Source organism: Paraburkholderia susongensis (assembly GCF_900177725.1).
Taxonomy (GTDB): domain Bacteria; phylum Pseudomonadota; class Gammaproteobacteria; order Burkholderiales; family Burkholderiaceae; genus Paraburkholderia; species Paraburkholderia susongensis.
This window is the reverse complement of the sequence record NZ_FXAT01000001.1, coordinates 426706-442805: the sequence shown is the minus strand read 5'-3', so window position 1 is coordinate 442805 and position 16100 is coordinate 426706. Positions and strand designations below refer to the sequence as shown.

Here is a 16100-nt window from a genome sequence, read left to right as displayed (position 1 = left end):
CTCTATAATCGAACGATCATTCTTTTTTTAGGTCCGTCGTTCATGAATACTTCCCGGTCCGAGTTCGTCGCCGTGCGCGGCGTTCGCCTGCATGTGCGCCGTTGGGGGCACCCCGACGCGCCGATACTGTTCATGCTGCACGGCTGGATGGATGTGGGCGCCTCGTTCCAGTTCGTCGTCGATGCGCTCGGCGGCGACTGGCAGGTGATCGCACCGGATATGCGCGGCTTCGGTCTGTCCGACTGGCCGGTCGCCGAGCGCGGCGGCGGCAGCTACTGGGTGCAGGACTATCTCGGCGATCTCGACGCGCTCGTCGACCACTATGCGCCGGGCGGCGAGGTCAATCTGGTCGGGCACAGCATGGGCGCGAACGTCGTGTGCCTGTACGCGGGCGTGCGGCCGCAGCGCGTGCGGCGCGTGGTCGATCTCGAGGGCTTCGGGCTCGCGCCGTCGCATCCGGCGCAGGCGCCGAGGCGCTTGCTCAACTGGCTCGACGAGTTGCGCGATCCGCCGCAACTGAGACGCTACGCGTCGCTCGACGAGGTGGCCGCGCGTCTTATCAAGACTAATCCGCGGCTCGATCCGCGGCGCGCGAAGTTTCTCGCGCAGCACTGGTCGAAGCCGGACGGCGAGGGGCGCTTCATGCTGCTCGCCGATCCGGCGCACAAGGTGCGCGGTCCGATGCTGTATCGCCTCGACGAAGTGATGGCCGTGTGGCGCAAGGTGAGCGCGAAAGTCCTGCACGTCGAGGCCGCCGGTTCGCCGACGCTCGCGCAGATCGCCGGCGAGATTCCGCTCGACGAATTCAAGGCGCGCTTTCAGGCGTTCCCGGACTGGCGCGAGAAGATCATCGACGAGGCGGGGCACATGGTGCATCACGACCAGCCGGAACAGGTCGCCGCGCTGATCGAGGGATTCTGCGCGTAAGCGGGCAGCTGGGTGTTCGAGGGGCATGGCGCGGCCCCGAGGTTGTCCTGCGTGGTTGTCCGAGGCGGCCCCCAGCCCGCCCGATGCCGGCTCGCGCAAACGGCATCGCGAGATAGCCCTGCGAGCACTTACTGCGTTGCAGTAAAATGAACGTAGAACCTCCCCAGGACCACGATGAACGCCGATCTTCACTGCCACTCCACCGTTTCCGACGGCCTGTTCGCGCCGGCCGACGTCGCGCGCCGCGCGCACGCGAACGGCGTGACGCTGTGGGCGCTCACCGATCACGACGAGGTGGGCGGCCAGCACGAGGCGCGCGCCGCCGCCGAGGCGCTCGGCATGCGCTACCTGAGCGGCGTCGAGATTTCGGTCACCTGGGCGGGGCGCACGGTGCACATCGTCGGGCTCGGTATCGATCCGACCAGTCAGATCCTGATCGACGGTCTCGCACGCACCCGCGACGGCCGCGCCGCGCGTGCCGAAGCGATCGGCGAACAACTGGCCGCACTCGGCATCCCGGGCGCTTACGAGGGCGCGCTCGACTACGTGTCGAACCCCGACATGATGTCGCGCACGCATTTCGCGCGCTTCATGGTCGAGCACGGCCACTGCGGCTCCACGCAGGAAGTGTTCGACCGCTATCTCGGCGACGGCAAGCCGGCCTGCATCGCGCACCGCTGGGCCAAGCTCGCCGACGCGGTCGGCTGGATCCGGGCCGCGGGCGGCGAGGCGATCGTCGCGCATCCGGGCCGCTACGCGTATTCGCCGCTCGAATTCGACGCGCTTTTCGGCGAATTCATCGATCTCGGCGGCAAGGCGATCGAGGTCGTGACGGGCAGCCATACGCCCGACCAGTACCGCGAATACGCTGACGTCGCGCGCCGCTTCGGCTTCGAGGCTTCGCGCGGGTCCGACTTCCATGCGCCCGGCGAAGGCCGCATCGAACTCGGCGCACTGCCGCCGTTGCCCGCCGATCTCAAGCCCGTCTGGGAACGCTGGCTGTGACCGCGCGCCGTGCCACGACGGCACGTCACGCGCGCAAGCCGGCCGGATTCGGCAAGCGCGTACGCATCGGCGTCTCTCCTGTGCAGTGCCGGCCGGATGCGGCTTCCGCGCATTTCATCCCGCAGGTCGGCCGTCATCCATTCGCAGGGCGCGCGCGATCCGTTCGCCGCACCCGGCCCGCCGCCGTTCATCCGCCGTCACTGTGAACCACCATGTCCCAATACTTCCGGCTTCATCCCGACAATCCGCAGCCGCGCCTCGTCAAGCAGGCCGTGCAGATCATCAACGACGGCGGCGTGGTCGCGTTGCCGACCGATTCGACCTATGCGATCGCCTGTCATCTCGACGACAAGGACGCGGTCGAGCGGCTCCGGCGCATTCGCGGGCTCGACGAAAAGCAGTTGCTGTCGCTGCTCGTGCGCGATCTGTCGGAGCTGTCTAATTTCGCGATGGTGGACAACCGGCAGTACCGGCTGATCAAATCAGTGACCCCGGGCCCGTACGTGTTCGTGCTGCAGGCGACCAAGGAAGTGCCGCGGCGGGTGTCGCACCCGTCGCGCAAGACGATCGGCCTGCGTGTGCCGGATCACGCGATCACGCTCGCGATTCTCGAGGAACTCGGCCAGCCGCTGCTCGGCTCGACACTGATCCTGCCCGGCGAAACCGAGCCGCTGAACGACCCCGAGGAAATTCGCGCGCGCCTTGAAAAGCAGCTCGATCTCGTGATCGACGGCGGCCCCTGCGTGTGCGAGCCCTCCACCGTGATCGACCTGACCGGCGCGGATCCCGTGCTGGTGCGGGCAGGGCGCGGTTCGCTCGCGCCGTTCGGTCTCGAGGAAACGGCATGAGCGAAAGCCGACAGAGGCGCGCGAGCGCGTTGTTACAATAAGGAGCTATGGATTCTTCCCTGATACAGACCATCGCGGTCTACGCGCTACCGGTCATTTTCGCGATCACGCTGCACGAAGCGGCGCATGGCTATGTCGCGCGCTGGCTCGGCGACAACACCGCTTACGTGCTCGGCCGCGTGTCGCTGAACCCGATGCGCCATATCGACCCGCTCGGCACGATCGCGATTCCGCTGCTGCTCTACTTCGCAACGAGCGGCGCGTTCATGTTCGGCTACGCGAAACCGGTGCCGGTCGCGTTCGGCAATCTGCGCAATCCGCGCTGGGGCAGCCTGTGGGTTGCGGCGGCCGGTCCTCTCTGCAATTTCATCCAGGCGCTGGTGTGGGGCATCTTCGGCGTCGCGCTCGCGGTGCTCAACGTCAATGAGCCGTTTTTTACGCGCATGGCGGGAGCGGGCGTCGGCGTGAATCTCGTGCTCGGCGTGCTGAACCTCTTTCCGCTGCCGCCGCTCGACGGTGGCCGCGTGCTGATGGCGCTGTTGCCGCCGAAGCAATCGATCGCACTCTCACGGCTCGAGCCGTACGGCTTTTTCATCGTGATGGCGCTCGTCATGACGGGCACGCTCACGCGTTTCTGGCTGAAGCCGCTCGTTACGCTCGGCTATAGCGCGATTACCGCAATTCTGACTCCACTTGTTTCGCTTTTCTAAATAACCATGTTCCCAGACCGTATCTTCTCCGGCATGCGGCCCACCGGGTCTCTGCACCTCGGCCACTATCACGGCGTGCTGAAAAACTGGGTGCGGCTGCAGTCCGAGTACCCGTGCTTCTTCTGCGTGGTCGACTGGCACGCGCTGACGACGCACTACGAAACGCCCGAAGTGATCGAAAAGAACGTGTGGGACGTGCTGATCGACTGGCTCGCCTCCGGCATCGATCCGGCGCAGGCGACGCTGTTCATCCAGAGCAAGGTGCCCGAGCATGCCGAGCTCGCGCTGCTGCTCGGCATGAGCACGCCGCTCGGCTGGCTCGAACGCGTGCCGACCTACAAGGAGCAGATGGAAAAGCTCAAGGACAAGGACCTGTCCACCTACGGCTTCCTCGGCTACCCCGTGCTGATGGCGGCGGACATCCTGCTGTATCGCGGCTCGCTCGTGCCGGTCGGCGAAGATCAGGTGCCGCACGTCGAGATGACGCGCGAAATCGCGCGCCGTTTCAACTATCTGTACGGCCGTGAGCCGGGCTTCGAGGACAAGGCCAACGAAGCCGCGAAGAAGCTCGGCGGCAAGCGTGCGAAGCTCTATCACGAGCTGCGCAACGCGTATCAGCAGGAAGGCGACGACGAAGCGCTCGAACAGGCGCGGGCGATGCTGCAGGAGTCGCAAAGCCTGTCGATGAGCGATCGCGAGCGTCTGTTCGGCTACCTCGAAGGCTCGCGCAAGATCATCCTCGTCGAACCGCAGGCGATGCTGACCGAGGCGTCGCGCATGCCGGGCCTCGACGGCCAGAAGATGTCGAAGTCGTACGGCAATACCATCGGTCTGCGCGAAGACGCGGAAACGATCACGAAGAAGGTCCGCACGATGCCGACCGACCCGGCGCGCGTGCGCCGCACCGATCCGGGCGATCCGGACAAGTGTCCGGTCTGGCAACTGCATCAGGTCTACACCGACGAGGCGACGCACGAGTGGGTGCAGAAGGGGTGCCGCTCGGCGGGCATCGGCTGTCTCGACTGCAAGCAGCCGGTGGTCGAAGGCATTTTGCGCGAGCAGCAACCGATGCTCGAGCGCGCGCAGAAGTACATGGACGACCCGTCGCTCCTGCGCGCGATCGTCGCCGATGGCTGCGACAAGGCGCGCCGCTTCGCGACGGAAACGATGCGCGACGTCCGCGAAGCCATGGGCCTGTCGTACAACTGATGCGCGACCGGGCTGCCGCGCTGGGGCGATGAGCACACCCGCTGCCACTGGCTTGCACGGCCTCGGTGAGCCGTCGCGCTGGGTGCGCCACTGGGCGCATCTGGTCGCGCCGGGCGGCGCGGTGCTCGACGTCGCCTCGGGAGCCGGGCGGCATGCGCGCTTCTTCGCGTCGCTCGGGCATCCGGTAACGGCGCTCGACCGCGACGCGGCCGCGCTCGACACGCTGCGCGGCGAGCCGCTCATCACGCCGCTCGTGGCCGACCTCGAAGGCGCCGCATGGCCGCTCGCGGACACCGCCGCGTTCGCCGCGGTCGTCGTGACGAACTATCTGCATCGGCCGCTCTTCCCGCAGCTTTTGCGCGCGCTTGCCCCCGGCAGCGTGCTGGTTTACGAGACCTTCGCGCAAGGCAACGAAAGTGTCGGCAAGCCGTCCAATCCTGCGTTTCTGCTCGCCCCGGGCGAGCTTCTCGAGAGGGTGCGCGGCCAGCTCCGGGTGGTCGCGTTTCAGGACGGATTTCTCGCGGAACCGCGTCCGGCCTACGTTCAGCGGATCTGCGCAATTCGGGAGGCAGCGCGTTCGGGCGATCCTGCACGGGCGACACCCTTGCCTTGTTACGAGTTGGCTGGCTAATCCGCTACAATCGCGATTTACCTGATCAAATTCACGGTTTTTCATGGCTAACGGCAACCAGAGCGGCGCCAACGGCGGCGTGCAGATTCGCGGCAGCATTCCTGCCATCATTACTCCGATGCTCGAAGACGGCAGCCTCGACCTGCCGGCGTTCCGAAAACTGATCGACTGGCACGTCGAGGAAGGCACGGACGCGCTCGTCGTGGTCGGCACGAGTGGTGAGTCGGCCACGCTGTCGGTCGAAGAGCACGTGCTCATGATCAAGACCGCGGTCGAGCATGTGGCGGGCCGCATTCCGGTGATCGCGGGCACGGGCGGCAATTCCACTTCCGAGGCGATTGAACTCACGCAGCAGGCGAAAGACGTCGGCGCGGACGCGACGCTGCAGGTGGTGCCGTACTACAACAAACCGACCCAGGAAGGCATCTACCGCCATTTCGCGAAGATCGCCGAAACCGTCGATCTGCCGGTGATTCTGTACAACGTGCCGGGCCGCACCGTTGCCGACATGAGCAACGAAACGATCCTGCGCTGCGCCCAGGTGCCGGGCATCGTCGGTGTGAAGGAAGCGACCGGCAACATCGACCGCGCCGCGCATCTGATCAAGTCGGCGCCGTCGCACTTCGGCATCTATAGCGGCGACGATCCCACCGCGATCGCGCTGATGCTGCTCGGCGGTCACGGCAATATCTCGGTCACGGCCAACGTCGCGCCGCGCGCGATGAGCGAGCTGTGCAAGGCCGCGCTCGCCGCGGACGCGAAGACCGCGCGCGAAATTCATCTGAAACTCCTGTCGCTGCACAAATACCTGTTCGCCGAATCGAATCCGATTCCGGCGAAGTGGGCGTTGCAGCAACTCGGGCGTGTGCAGGGCGGTATCCGCCTGCCGCTTACGCCGCTCGACGCGCAATACCACGCAGTGGTGCGCGGCGCGCTGCGCGAAGCGGGCCTGCTCAGCTAAGGGCTGGCCGCGCGTTCGCGAGCACGCACGCAAGGCCGCCACCGGCATTTCCTTAATCGACGTCGCTTCAGCCCACGTTCCCGGCACATTGAACCAGGCATCGCGTTCCAGCATCACGAAGGACCTCATGAAACGTTCCGCACTTTCCCTCCACGCAACCCGCATGGCGGCGCTGGCGCTTGCCCTGACGACGCTCGCCGGCTGTGACACGCTGAACGACTGGTTCGCTTCCGATCGCGTCAACTACAAGACGACGGCGAGCGCGCCGCCGCTTGCCGTGCCGAGCGATCTGAGCACCACGCCGACCGATCAGCGCTATGTGGCACCGCCCGCCAATCTGGCGCTCGGCGGCGCGACAGCGCGCGCGGTCACGGCGGCCGGCAATACGACCGAAGGCCAGCCGAACGCGCAGGATCCGCTCGGCATGCACATCGAGCGCGACGGCGATCGCCGCTGGCTGGTGGTCGACGGCCGCTCGCCGGAGCAGCTGTGGCCGCAACTGCAGGAGTTCTGGCAGGAGAACGGCTTCGCGCTGAAGACCGACGCGCCGGCCACCGGCATCATGACGACCGACTGGGCTGAAAACCGCGCGAACATCCCGGACGACTGGTTCCGCCGCACGGTGGGCAAGCTCATCGACTTCGCGTATTCGTCGGGCACGCGCGACAGCTTCCGCACGCTCGTGTCGCGCGGGCCGGCTGGCACGACCGACATCTCGATCACGCATAGCGCGATGGAAGAAGTGCTGACGGGGCAGGACAAGACGTCGTCGCGCTGGGAGGAGCGTCCGCGCGACCCGGCGCTCGAAGCGATGTTCCTCGCCAAGCTGATGCAGAAATTCGGCCTGACCGACGCGCAGTCGAAGCAACTGCTGACCGACGCACACCCGGCCACCGCGCCGGCCACGATCGAGCAGGACGCGGGCGTTTCGACGCTCGACCTGCAGGAGTCGTTCGACCGTGCATGGTTGCGTGTGGGCCTCGCGCTCGACCGCACCAACTTCACCGTCGACAACCGCGACCGCGAGAAGGGCATCTACTACGTGCGCTACGCGGATTCGATGCAGGAGCTGAAGAAAGAGGGACTCTTCGGCAAGCTGTTCTATAGCGGCAATTCGTCGCGCAAGCCGGGTCAGGAATTCCTCGTCAACGTGCGCGCGAAGGGTGACACCGTGACGCAGGTCGCGGTGGTGGACGCGAATGGCCAGATCGATACGTCCTCGGACGCGCAGCGCATCGTGTCGCTGCTGCACGCGCAACTGAACTAGGCGGGGCCGTGCGCTTCGCCAGTCTCGGCAGCGGCAGTGAAGGCAACGCGCTGCTGGTGGAAGCGCAAAGCGGTGCGACCACTACGCGTGTGCTGCTCGATTGCGGTTTTTCCGCGCGGGAAGTCGAGCGGCGTCTGACGCGGCTCGGCGCGAGCGTCGAAGGCCTCGACGCGATCCTGATTACGCACGAGCATAGCGACCATATCGGCAGCGCGTTGACGCTGGCCCGCAAGTGGTCGATTCCGTTGTACATGAGCTGGGGGACCGCGCGCGCGGTCGGTGCCGACGAGGCCGATGTCGACCTGCAGGTGCTGTGGGGCGACGAGGCGGTGGCGATCGGCGACCTCAGCGTCCTCCCTTACACCGTTCCGCACGACGCTCGCGAGCCGCTGCAGTACGTGTTTTCGAATGGCGCGAGCCGGCTCGGCGTGCTGACCGACGTCGGCACGTCCACGCCGCATATCAGCGCGGTGCTGAGCGGCTGCGATGCGCTTGTGCTCGAATGCAATCACGATGTGCAGATGCTAGCGGGCAGCCGTTATCCGCCGTCGCTGAAGGCGCGCATCGGCGGCGATCATGGGCATCTGAACAACGACGCGGCAGCGGCCATTCTGGCCTCGCTCGACCGTTCTCGTCTGCGGCATCTGGTTGCCGCGCATCTGAGTCAGCAGAATAATCTGCCGGAGTTGGCGCAGGCTGCGTTGGCTGGCGTGCTGGGCGCAGCGTCCACGGAGGTGGTGGTGGCGTCACAGAGCGAAGGCTTCGCGTGGCTCACGGTTTGACAGCGCCGCCACGCTCGTGCTGACAGAGCGCTTCCTGCGGCGCGAGGCCATGTAACGAAAAAGCCCATAACGATTGCTCGTTATGGGCTTTTTGCTGGGCACGGCGCTCGAGCGCGCCGCGTGTCGCGTGTCTAGTCAGACTTAATTGCGGTTGCCGCCGAAAATACCGAGCAGCGCGAGCAGATTGACGAACACGTTGTACAGATCCAGGTAGATCGCGAGCGTTGCGGTAATGTAGTTCGTTTCGCCGCCGTTCACGACCCGCTGCACGTCGAACATGATGTAGACGGAGAAGATCACGATTGCCATGACCGAGACCGTGAGCATCAGCGCAGGCAGTTGCAGGAACACGTTCGCGACCGACGCGAGGAGGATCACGATCACGCCCATGAAGAGCCACTTGCCGAGCCCCGAGAAGTCGCGCTTGCTGACCGTGGCGATGGTTGCCATGGCCGCGAAGATCACACCAGTGCCACCGAACGCAAGCATGATGAGCGACGGGCCGTTGGAGAAGCCAAGCACGAACGCGAGGATGCGCGACAGCATCAGGCCCATGAAGAACGTAAAGCCGAGCAGCACGAAGACGCCGACGGCGCTGTCTTTGGTGCGCTGAATCGCGAACATGAAGCCGAAGGCGATCGCGAAGAACGCCAGCATGCTCATGGCCGGGCTGGTGGCGGCGAACAGCGAGAAGCCCGTGGCGAGACCGACCCATGCGCCGAGCACGGTCGGAATCATGGACAGCGCGAGCAGCCAGTAGGTGTTCCGTAGCACGCGGTTGCGTGTTTCGGCCGTGCTAACCGCACCGTTGCGGCCAAACATATACGGATGTTCGTTCATGGTCTCTCCTTACCTCGGAAGCGTGTTTCGTGAAGGTGATGCGGTAATTCGTGGAGCGCCGGCGGTTGTTTCAGACACGAGGCGCGAAGCGTTCATATCTAAGATTAGTGCGGTGGCAGGGAGTTTCAATCCCCTCGAAATCTCCCATGCAGCCTACGCTACCAGCATTTTGAATCCCTTGCCTGGATTCTTTCAGTGCTGTAAGGGTCCAATCGCAATCATACACGGGAACATGCTACAATAGCGGATTCATTTGAATCTGTAACCTCTTAATTTTTTGGAGTTTTTATGGCGATCGAACGCACTCTGTCGATTATCAAGCCGGACGCAGTGGCCAAGAACGTGATCGGCCAGATCTACACCCGTTTCGAAAACGCGGGTCTGAAGATCGCCGCATCGCGCATGGTTCACCTGTCGCGTGCTGATGCCGAGAAGTTCTACGCCGTGCATGCAGCACGTCCGTTCTTCAAGGATCTCGTCGAGTTCATGATCTCGGGCCCGGTCGTCGTGCAAGTGCTGGAAGGCGAAAATGCGATCCTGAAGCACCGCGACCTGATGGGTGCGACGGACCCGAAGAAGGCAGAGAAAGGCACGATTCGCGCCGACTTCGCCGACAGCATCGACGCCAACGCGGTGCATGGTTCGGACGCGGCAGAAACGGCAGCGGTCGAAATCGCATTCTTCTTCCCGCAAGTCAACGTCTACTCGCGTTAAGCGCCGGGCGCTCACGCGAGGCGTGCAGTTGCGCGAATCTGCGCGTGAAGCCGTCTCTCGCGGCGCGCGGTCCGTGCAACCGAACAGATTTATCGCACGAATCGCACGCGGGGGCCGGCAAAGTAGTAAGGTAAAAGCAGCAGGAATGGGCGCGAACGGCATTGCGTTCATGCAGCTTGTTGCATGAACGTAGTCTCGCACTGAAATGGCAGGATTCGATATGACGAGCAGTTCCACCGTCAACCTTCTCGACCTCGACGCCCAAGGGCTCGTCGCCTACTGCGACAGCCTGGGCGAGAAGCCGTTTCGCGCAAAACAGTTGCAGCGCTGGATTCATCAGTACAACGCCGCCGACTTCGACGGCATGACCGATCTGGCGAAGTCCCTGCGCGAAAAGCTCAAGGGGCGCGCCACGATCTCGATGCCCGGGATCGCCAGCGACCATATTTCGGCCGACGGCACACGCAAGTGGCTCATCGACGTCGGCAACGGCAATGCCGTCGAAACCGTGTACATCCCCGAAGAAACGCGCGGCACGCTGTGCGTGTCGTCGCAGGCCGGGTGCGCGGTCAACTGCCGGTTCTGTTCGACCGGCAAGCAGGGGTTCTCCCGCAATCTCACCACAGGCGAAATCATCGGCCAGCTGCGCATGGCCGAGTTTGCGCTGCGCGCGTCGCGCGGTGATGCGGCCGGTCGCGCAATGGGCGGCGACGGCAAGGGCGAGCGCGTCGTCACGAACGTCGTGATGATGGGCATGGGCGAGCCGCTGCTCAATTACGACGCGGTCGTGCCGGCCATGCGCCTGATGCTCGACGACAACGCGTACGGCCTCTCACGCCGGCGCGTGACGCTGTCCACGTCGGGCGTCGTGCCGATGATGGACCGGCTCGGCGCGGATCTGCCGGTGGCGCTCGCGGTGTCGTTGCACGCCTCCAACGACGCGTTGCGCGACATGCTGGTGCCTCTGAACAAAAAGTATCCGTTGCGCGAATTGATGGCGGCGTGCGAACGCTATCTGAAAGTCGCGCCGCGCGATTTCATCACGTTCGAATATTGCATGCTCGACGGCGTGAACGACAGCGAGGCGCATGCACGCGAATTGCTCGCCGTCACGCGCAATGTGCCGTGCAAATTCAATCTGATCCCGTTTAATCCGTTCCCCGAGTCGGGCCTCGTCCGCTCGAAGCCGGAACAGATCAGGCGGTTTGCGCAAGTGCTGATGGACGCGGGCGTCGTCACCACGGTGCGCAAGACCCGCGGCGACGATATCGATGCTGCCTGCGGTCAGCTGGCCGGTGCGGTGAAAGACCGTACACGTCTTGCTGAGCGTACGGGGAAGGCGGCGAAGGTGATCGAGGTTCGTGCCGTGTAAGCGTGCGATGCGGCAGAGGCCGTCGGCGCTCGCGCGGAAAATTCCGCGAGCGCGCAAAAATGCCTCATGTCGCCGCCGTTTGAAAAGAAAGTTTGCAGAATCGATCGGAAGCGGCGCACAGAGCCGCGCATTTTGTTATAAACGGTCTGCGATTCGGAGGCGAGGCTCGAGCCCGTCCGGATTGCGAAAGTGAAAAAGAATCGACGCGAAAGGATTTGGGATGAGTGAGCCGCAGCACCCGCAGCCGCACGATACAGGCACGAACGAAGACCACCCGGCACCCGTTGCGCGGGCGGTGGTGCAGCCTGTCGTGCAGCCGGCCCTCGATTCGTTGGCGGCGGTGGGCGCGCGCTTGACCCAATTGCGTGAGGCGAAGGGCTGGACGATCGAGGACGTGTCGGCTCGTCTGAAGGTGTCCGTCGTCAAGCTGGGCGCGCTCGAGGCGGGCGATATCAGCCATCTGCCTGACACGACTTTCGCGCTCGGCGTGGTGCGCAGCTACGCGAAGATGCTCGGCGCCGATCCGGCGCCGTTTACGGCGGCGCTGCGCCGCGAGAAGGGCGTGCCGGCGCCGGATCTGTCGATGCCGGCGTCCTCGGGCAAGGATTTGCCGCGCGGCAGGGTTTCGCTGACACTCGGTGACAGTGGGCGCAAGAGCCGTTCGTGGCTGTGGGGTATTGCGGCGATCATCGTCGCGGTCATCGCGCTTGGCATGTGGCGTACCAATGGCGGCGATTCGTCCGCGTGGCTCGCGCGTCTGAAGGCGAGCGCGAACGGTCCGACGAGCAGCGAAACGGGCGCATCGGAGGCGGTGGCGCAAGGTCCGGCAGCGGCTCCGGAGCAGGAGGGCGCATCGGCGCCTGAAGCGGCGGCCACGGCTGACAATGCCGCACCGGGCACGCCGATGCCCGCGCCGCTTGCCACCGGCACGGCGCCGGCGCCGGGGACAACTACGGCAACGGCGGCCGCGCCCAAGGCGGGTTCGCAAGTTCAGGCCGCAGGCGCGAGCGCTCCGGCGGTCGTGGCAGGCGCATCGGCGCCGGCAGTCACGCCTGCGCCGGGCGAGTCGAGCGTCGCGCTGAGCGTGACGCAGGACAGCTGGTTCAGCGTGCGCGGCAAGGACGGCAAGGAACTGTTCTCCGGTCTCGTGCATGCGGGCGACACGAAGGAAGTGACGGGCGTTGCGCCGTTCAAGGTAACAGTTGGCAACAAGGCCGGTCTCGAGTCGCTGACGCTCGACGGCCAGCCGGTCGATCCGGCGAAATATGCAGCAGCCAAAGGCAACGTGGCGCGTTTCGCGTTGCCGTGACAGATACGGTATGCGCCGCGGCCAACCGGTCCGCGGCGCTTTTTCAATTCAGGCGCTGCGTTTTTGTGTAGCGCTTGCGGCGTAAATGGGTTTTTCGATGCAATCCGAAGCTCAATCCCAATCCAGTAGCAAGATCGTTTCAGGCGAGCCGGTGTTCGGCGGTCCCGCGATGCGGCGCAAGTCGCATGCGGTCAACGTCCGTTGGGGCGGCCAGCTCGTGACCATCGGCGGCGATGCGCCGGTGCGCATCCAGTCGATGACCAACACCGACACTGCCGACGCGATCGGCACCGCGATCCAGATCAAGGACCTCGCGCAGGCCGGCTCCGAACTGGTGCGCATTACCGTGAATACGCCGGAAGCGGCGGCGGCGGTGCCTGCGGTCCGCGAGCAGCTCGACCGCATGGGCGTGTCGGTGCCTCTCGTGGGCGATTTCCACTACAACGGCCATCTGCTGCTGCGTGACTATCCCGGCTGCGCGGAGTCGCTGTCCAAGTACCGGATCAACCCGGGCAACGTCGGCCATGGCGCAAAGCGCGACACGCAGTTCGCGCAGATGATCGAAGCGGCCGTGAAGTACGACAAGCCGGTACGGATCGGCGTCAACTGGGGCAGTCTCGATCAGGACCTGCTCGCGAAGATGATGGACGAAAACGCCTCGCGCGCCACGCCGTGGGAAGCGCAAAGCGTGATGTACGAGGCGCTGATCCAGTCGGCGATCGGCTCGGCGGAACGCGCGGTCGAACTCGGCCTCGGGCGCGACAAGATCATCCTGTCGTGCAAGGTGAGCGGCGTGCAGGACCTGATCGCGGTGTACCGTGAGCTCGCACGCCGCTGCGACTTCGCGCTGCACCTGGGCCTGACTGAAGCGGGCATGGGCTCGAAGGGCATCGTCGCGTCGACGGCGGCGCTGTCGGTGCTGCTGCAGCAGGGCATCGGCGACACGATCCGTATTTCGCTGACGCCGGAACCGGGCGCGTCGCGCACCGGCGAAGTGATCGTCGGCCAGGAAATCCTGCAAACGATGGGCCTGCGCTCGTTCACGCCGATGGTGATCGCATGCCCCGGCTGCGGCCGCACCACGAGCACGCTGTTCCAGGAACTCGCGTCGCAGATCCAGACCTATCTGCGCCAGCAGATGCTGGTGTGGCGCGACCAGTATCCCGGCGTCGAGCAGATGCACGTCGCGGTGATGGGCTGCATCGTCAACGGTCCGGGCGAATCGAAGCAGGCCAACATCGGCATCAGCCTGCCGGGCTCGGGCGAGAATCCGGCCGCGCCGGTGTTCATCGACGGCGAGAAGGTGAAGACGCTGCGCGGCGAGAACATCGCGCAGGAATTCCAGCAAATCGTGAGCGATTACGTCGAGCGCCGCTACGGCCGCGCCGACGCGCTCAACTAAACATCGGCTATCGAAATACAGATGACTGAACAGAAGAAAAAGCTCGAGAAGCTCTCCGGCGTGAAGGGCATGAACGACATCCTTCCGCAGGAAGCCGGGCTCTGGGAATTTTTTGAAACCACGGTCAAATCGATGCTGCGTTCGTACGGATACCAGAATATCCGCACGCCGATCGTCGAGCATACGCAGCTATTCACGCGCGGCATCGGCGAAGTGACCGACATCGTCGAAAAAGAGATGTACAGCTTCACCGACGCACTGAACGGTGAAAACCTGACCATGCGCCCCGAAAATACGGCGGCGGTGGTGCGCGCGTCGATCGAGCACAACATGCTCTACGACGGCCCGAAGCGCCTCTGGTACATCGGCCCGATGTTTCGTCACGAGCGTCCGCAGCGCGGCCGTTATCGCCAGTTCCATCAGGTCGGCGTGGAAGCGCTCGGCTTTGCCGGCCCGGATGCCGACGCCGAAATCATCCTGATGTGCCAGCGCCTGTGGGACGACCTCGGCCTGACCGGCATCAAGCTCGAAATCAATTCGCTCGGCCTCGCTCATGAGCGCGCCGCGCATCGCGTCGAACTGATCGCGCACCTCGAAAAGCACATGGACGTGCTCGACGAAGAGGCGAAACGCCGTCTCTACACGAACCCGCTGCGCGTGCTCGATACGAAGAATCCGGCGCTGCAGGAAGTCGCGCAGAGCGCACCGAAGCTGATCGATTTTCTCGGCGACGAATCGCGCGCGCACTTCGAAGGTTTGCAGCGCATCCTGAAGGCGAACAACATTCCGTTCACGATCAATCCACGTCTCGTGCGTGGTCTCGATTACTACAATCTGACCGTGTTCGAATGGGTCACCGACAAGCTCGGCGCACAAGGCACGGTCGCAGCGGGCGGCCGTTACGATCCGCTGATCGAGCAGCTCGGCGGCAAGCCGACAGCGGCATGCGGCTGGGCGATGGGCATCGAGCGGATTCTCGAATTACTGAAGGAAGAAGACCTCGTGCCCGAGGACGAAGGCTGCGACGTGTACGTGGTCCATCAGGGCGACGCGGCGCGCGAGCAGGCGTTCATCATCGCCGAGCGCCTGCGCGATACGGGCCTCGACGTGATCCTGCATTGCAGCGCGGACGGCCAGTCGGCGAGCTTCAAGTCGCAGATGAAGCGTGCCGATGCGAGCGGCGCGGCGTTCGCGGTCGTGCTCGGCGAGGACGAGATCGCCAACGGCACGGTCGGTGTGAAACCGCTGCGCGATACGTCCAACGGCGGTAAGAACGAGCAACATAACGTGCCCGCCGAAGACTTGACCGAATTTCTAATCAATGCGATGGTTGCAACCGCCGAAGACGGCGACGACTGATCCCGATGTCGTCGGGCCGGCTGGCTCGACACGCACACGTAGCAAGAAAGAGGAAATCGCCGGGCAATGAGTTACCACGACGAACAAGAATCGATTGAAGGTCTGAAGGCATGGTGGGCGCAGTGGGGCAATGCAACCACGTGGATCGTGCTGATAGTGTTGTTGGCGGGAGCGGGCTGGAACGGCTGGAATTTCTGGCAGCGGCGCCAGGCGGCGGAAGCCGCGGTGCTGTATGACCAGGTGCAGCTGGCCGTGGCATCGGGCGACAAGGACAAGGTTTCTCGCGTCGCCGCCGACATGGAAGACAAGTTCGGCCGCACCGCCTATGCGCAGATGACCGCACTCGGCGCCGCCAAGGCGCTTTACGCGGCTGGCGACGAAGCTGGCGCGAAGGCGCAACTGCAATGGGCGATCGATCACGCGAAGGACGACGAGTTCAAGCAGATCGCGAAGCTGCGCATGGCGTCGCTGCTGCTCGACGACAAGGCTTACGACCAGGGTCTCGCGCTGCTGGCCGAGCCGCAATCGGACGCCTTCAAGGGTATCGTGGCGGACCGCCGCGGCGACCTGCTCGCCGCCCAGGGCAAGCGTGACGATGCGCGCGCGGCCTATAAGATCGCGCTCGATTCGCTGTCGAAGAGCGACAGTTCGGCGCGCCAGCTGGTCCAGTTCAAGCTCGATGCGCTCGGCGGCTGAGCGTTCCGCACGGCGCGCCGTGAGCCAGGGCCGGAAGACGGTCTCCTTTAATTAATTTCCTGAATGCT

Annotated in this window: 16 protein-coding genes; 15 read left to right on the top strand and 1 reads right to left on the bottom strand. The window is 64.7% G+C overall.

Going from position 1 to position 16100, the window contains the following annotated elements; translation table 11 throughout:
- Window positions 1-42 precede the first annotated feature (42 nt).
- The 9 genes from B9Z01_RS02050 (at window position 43) to B9Z01_RS02010 (ending at window position 8340) form a co-directional block, all read left to right on the top strand.
- Entirely contained in the window at window positions 43-927 is an 885-nt protein-coding gene (locus tag B9Z01_RS02050) for an alpha/beta fold hydrolase (protein WP_085480592.1), read from the top strand.
- Window positions 928-1101: 174 nt separating this feature from the next.
- Window positions 1102-1932: a 3',5'-nucleoside bisphosphate phosphatase gene (locus B9Z01_RS02045; protein WP_085480591.1), complete on the top strand. Its 831-nt coding sequence runs from the start codon at window positions 1102-1104 to the stop codon at window positions 1930-1932.
- A 212-nt stretch (window positions 1933-2144) separates the two neighbouring features.
- Entirely contained in the window at window positions 2145-2780 is a 636-nt protein-coding gene (locus B9Z01_RS02040) for an L-threonylcarbamoyladenylate synthase (protein ID WP_085480590.1), read from the top strand.
- Between the two features lie 47 nt (window positions 2781-2827).
- Window positions 2828-3490, top strand: a complete 663-nt coding sequence (locus tag B9Z01_RS02035; RefSeq protein WP_085480589.1) for a site-2 protease family protein — start codon at window positions 2828-2830, stop codon at window positions 3488-3490.
- A 6-nt stretch (window positions 3491-3496) separates the two neighbouring features.
- A complete protein-coding gene (locus B9Z01_RS02030; protein WP_085480588.1) occupies window positions 3497-4699 on the top strand; it encodes a tryptophan--tRNA ligase in 1203 nt (400 codons plus the stop codon).
- A 28-nt stretch (window positions 4700-4727) separates the two neighbouring features.
- Entirely contained in the window at window positions 4728-5330 is a 603-nt protein-coding gene (locus tag B9Z01_RS02025) for a class I SAM-dependent methyltransferase (protein ID WP_085480587.1), read from the top strand.
- A 43-nt stretch (window positions 5331-5373) separates the two neighbouring features.
- Window positions 5374-6291: a 4-hydroxy-tetrahydrodipicolinate synthase gene (gene dapA / locus B9Z01_RS02020; protein WP_085480586.1), complete on the top strand. Its 918-nt coding sequence runs from the start codon at window positions 5374-5376 to the stop codon at window positions 6289-6291.
- A 127-nt stretch (window positions 6292-6418) separates the two neighbouring features.
- The gene (bamC, locus tag B9Z01_RS02015) at window positions 6419-7558 is read left to right on the top strand and encodes an outer membrane protein assembly factor BamC (RefSeq protein ID WP_085480585.1); all 1140 of its coding nucleotides are present in this window, start codon (window positions 6419-6421) and stop codon (window positions 7556-7558) included.
- A gap of 8 nt (window positions 7559-7566) precedes the next feature.
- Window positions 7567-8340, top strand: coding sequence for an MBL fold metallo-hydrolase (locus tag B9Z01_RS02010; protein WP_085480584.1), 774 nt, complete (start codon window positions 7567-7569; stop codon window positions 8338-8340).
- Between the two features lie 141 nt (window positions 8341-8481).
- Here the strand turns inward: B9Z01_RS02010 and B9Z01_RS02005 are convergent, their stop codons facing one another.
- Complete coding sequence (locus tag B9Z01_RS02005) at window positions 8482-9180, bottom strand: Bax inhibitor-1/YccA family protein (RefSeq protein ID WP_085480583.1); 699 nt, start codon at window positions 9178-9180, stop codon at window positions 8482-8484.
- A gap of 288 nt (window positions 9181-9468) precedes the next feature.
- Here B9Z01_RS02005 and ndk point away from each other — a divergent pair, with 288 nt between their 5' ends.
- The 6 genes from ndk to B9Z01_RS01975 all read left to right on the top strand — a co-directional run bounded on the left by ndk (window position 9469) and on the right by B9Z01_RS01975 (window position 16032).
- Window positions 9469-9894, top strand: a complete 426-nt coding sequence (gene ndk, locus B9Z01_RS02000; protein WP_085480582.1) for a nucleoside-diphosphate kinase — start codon at window positions 9469-9471, stop codon at window positions 9892-9894.
- 220 nt (window positions 9895-10114) lie between these two features.
- The gene (gene rlmN, locus B9Z01_RS01995) at window positions 10115-11266 is read left to right on the top strand and encodes a dual-specificity RNA methyltransferase RlmN (protein ID WP_085480581.1); all 1152 of its coding nucleotides are present in this window, start codon (window positions 10115-10117) and stop codon (window positions 11264-11266) included.
- A 220-nt stretch (window positions 11267-11486) separates the two neighbouring features.
- A complete protein-coding gene (locus B9Z01_RS01990; RefSeq protein ID WP_085480580.1) occupies window positions 11487-12575 on the top strand; it encodes a helix-turn-helix domain-containing protein in 1089 nt (362 codons plus the stop codon).
- Between the two features lie 85 nt (window positions 12576-12660).
- Window positions 12661-13977: a flavodoxin-dependent (E)-4-hydroxy-3-methylbut-2-enyl-diphosphate synthase gene (ispG, locus tag B9Z01_RS01985; RefSeq protein WP_085480579.1), complete on the top strand. Its 1317-nt coding sequence runs from the start codon at window positions 12661-12663 to the stop codon at window positions 13975-13977.
- 21 nt (window positions 13978-13998) lie between these two features.
- On the top strand, window positions 13999-15336 hold the full coding sequence (hisS, locus tag B9Z01_RS01980) for a histidine--tRNA ligase (protein ID WP_085480578.1): 1338 nt from the start codon (window positions 13999-14001) through the stop codon (window positions 15334-15336).
- Window positions 15337-15402: 66 nt separating this feature from the next.
- Window positions 15403-16032: a YfgM family protein gene (locus tag B9Z01_RS01975; protein ID WP_085480577.1), complete on the top strand. Its 630-nt coding sequence runs from the start codon at window positions 15403-15405 to the stop codon at window positions 16030-16032.
- Window positions 16033-16100: the final 68 nt, after the last annotated feature.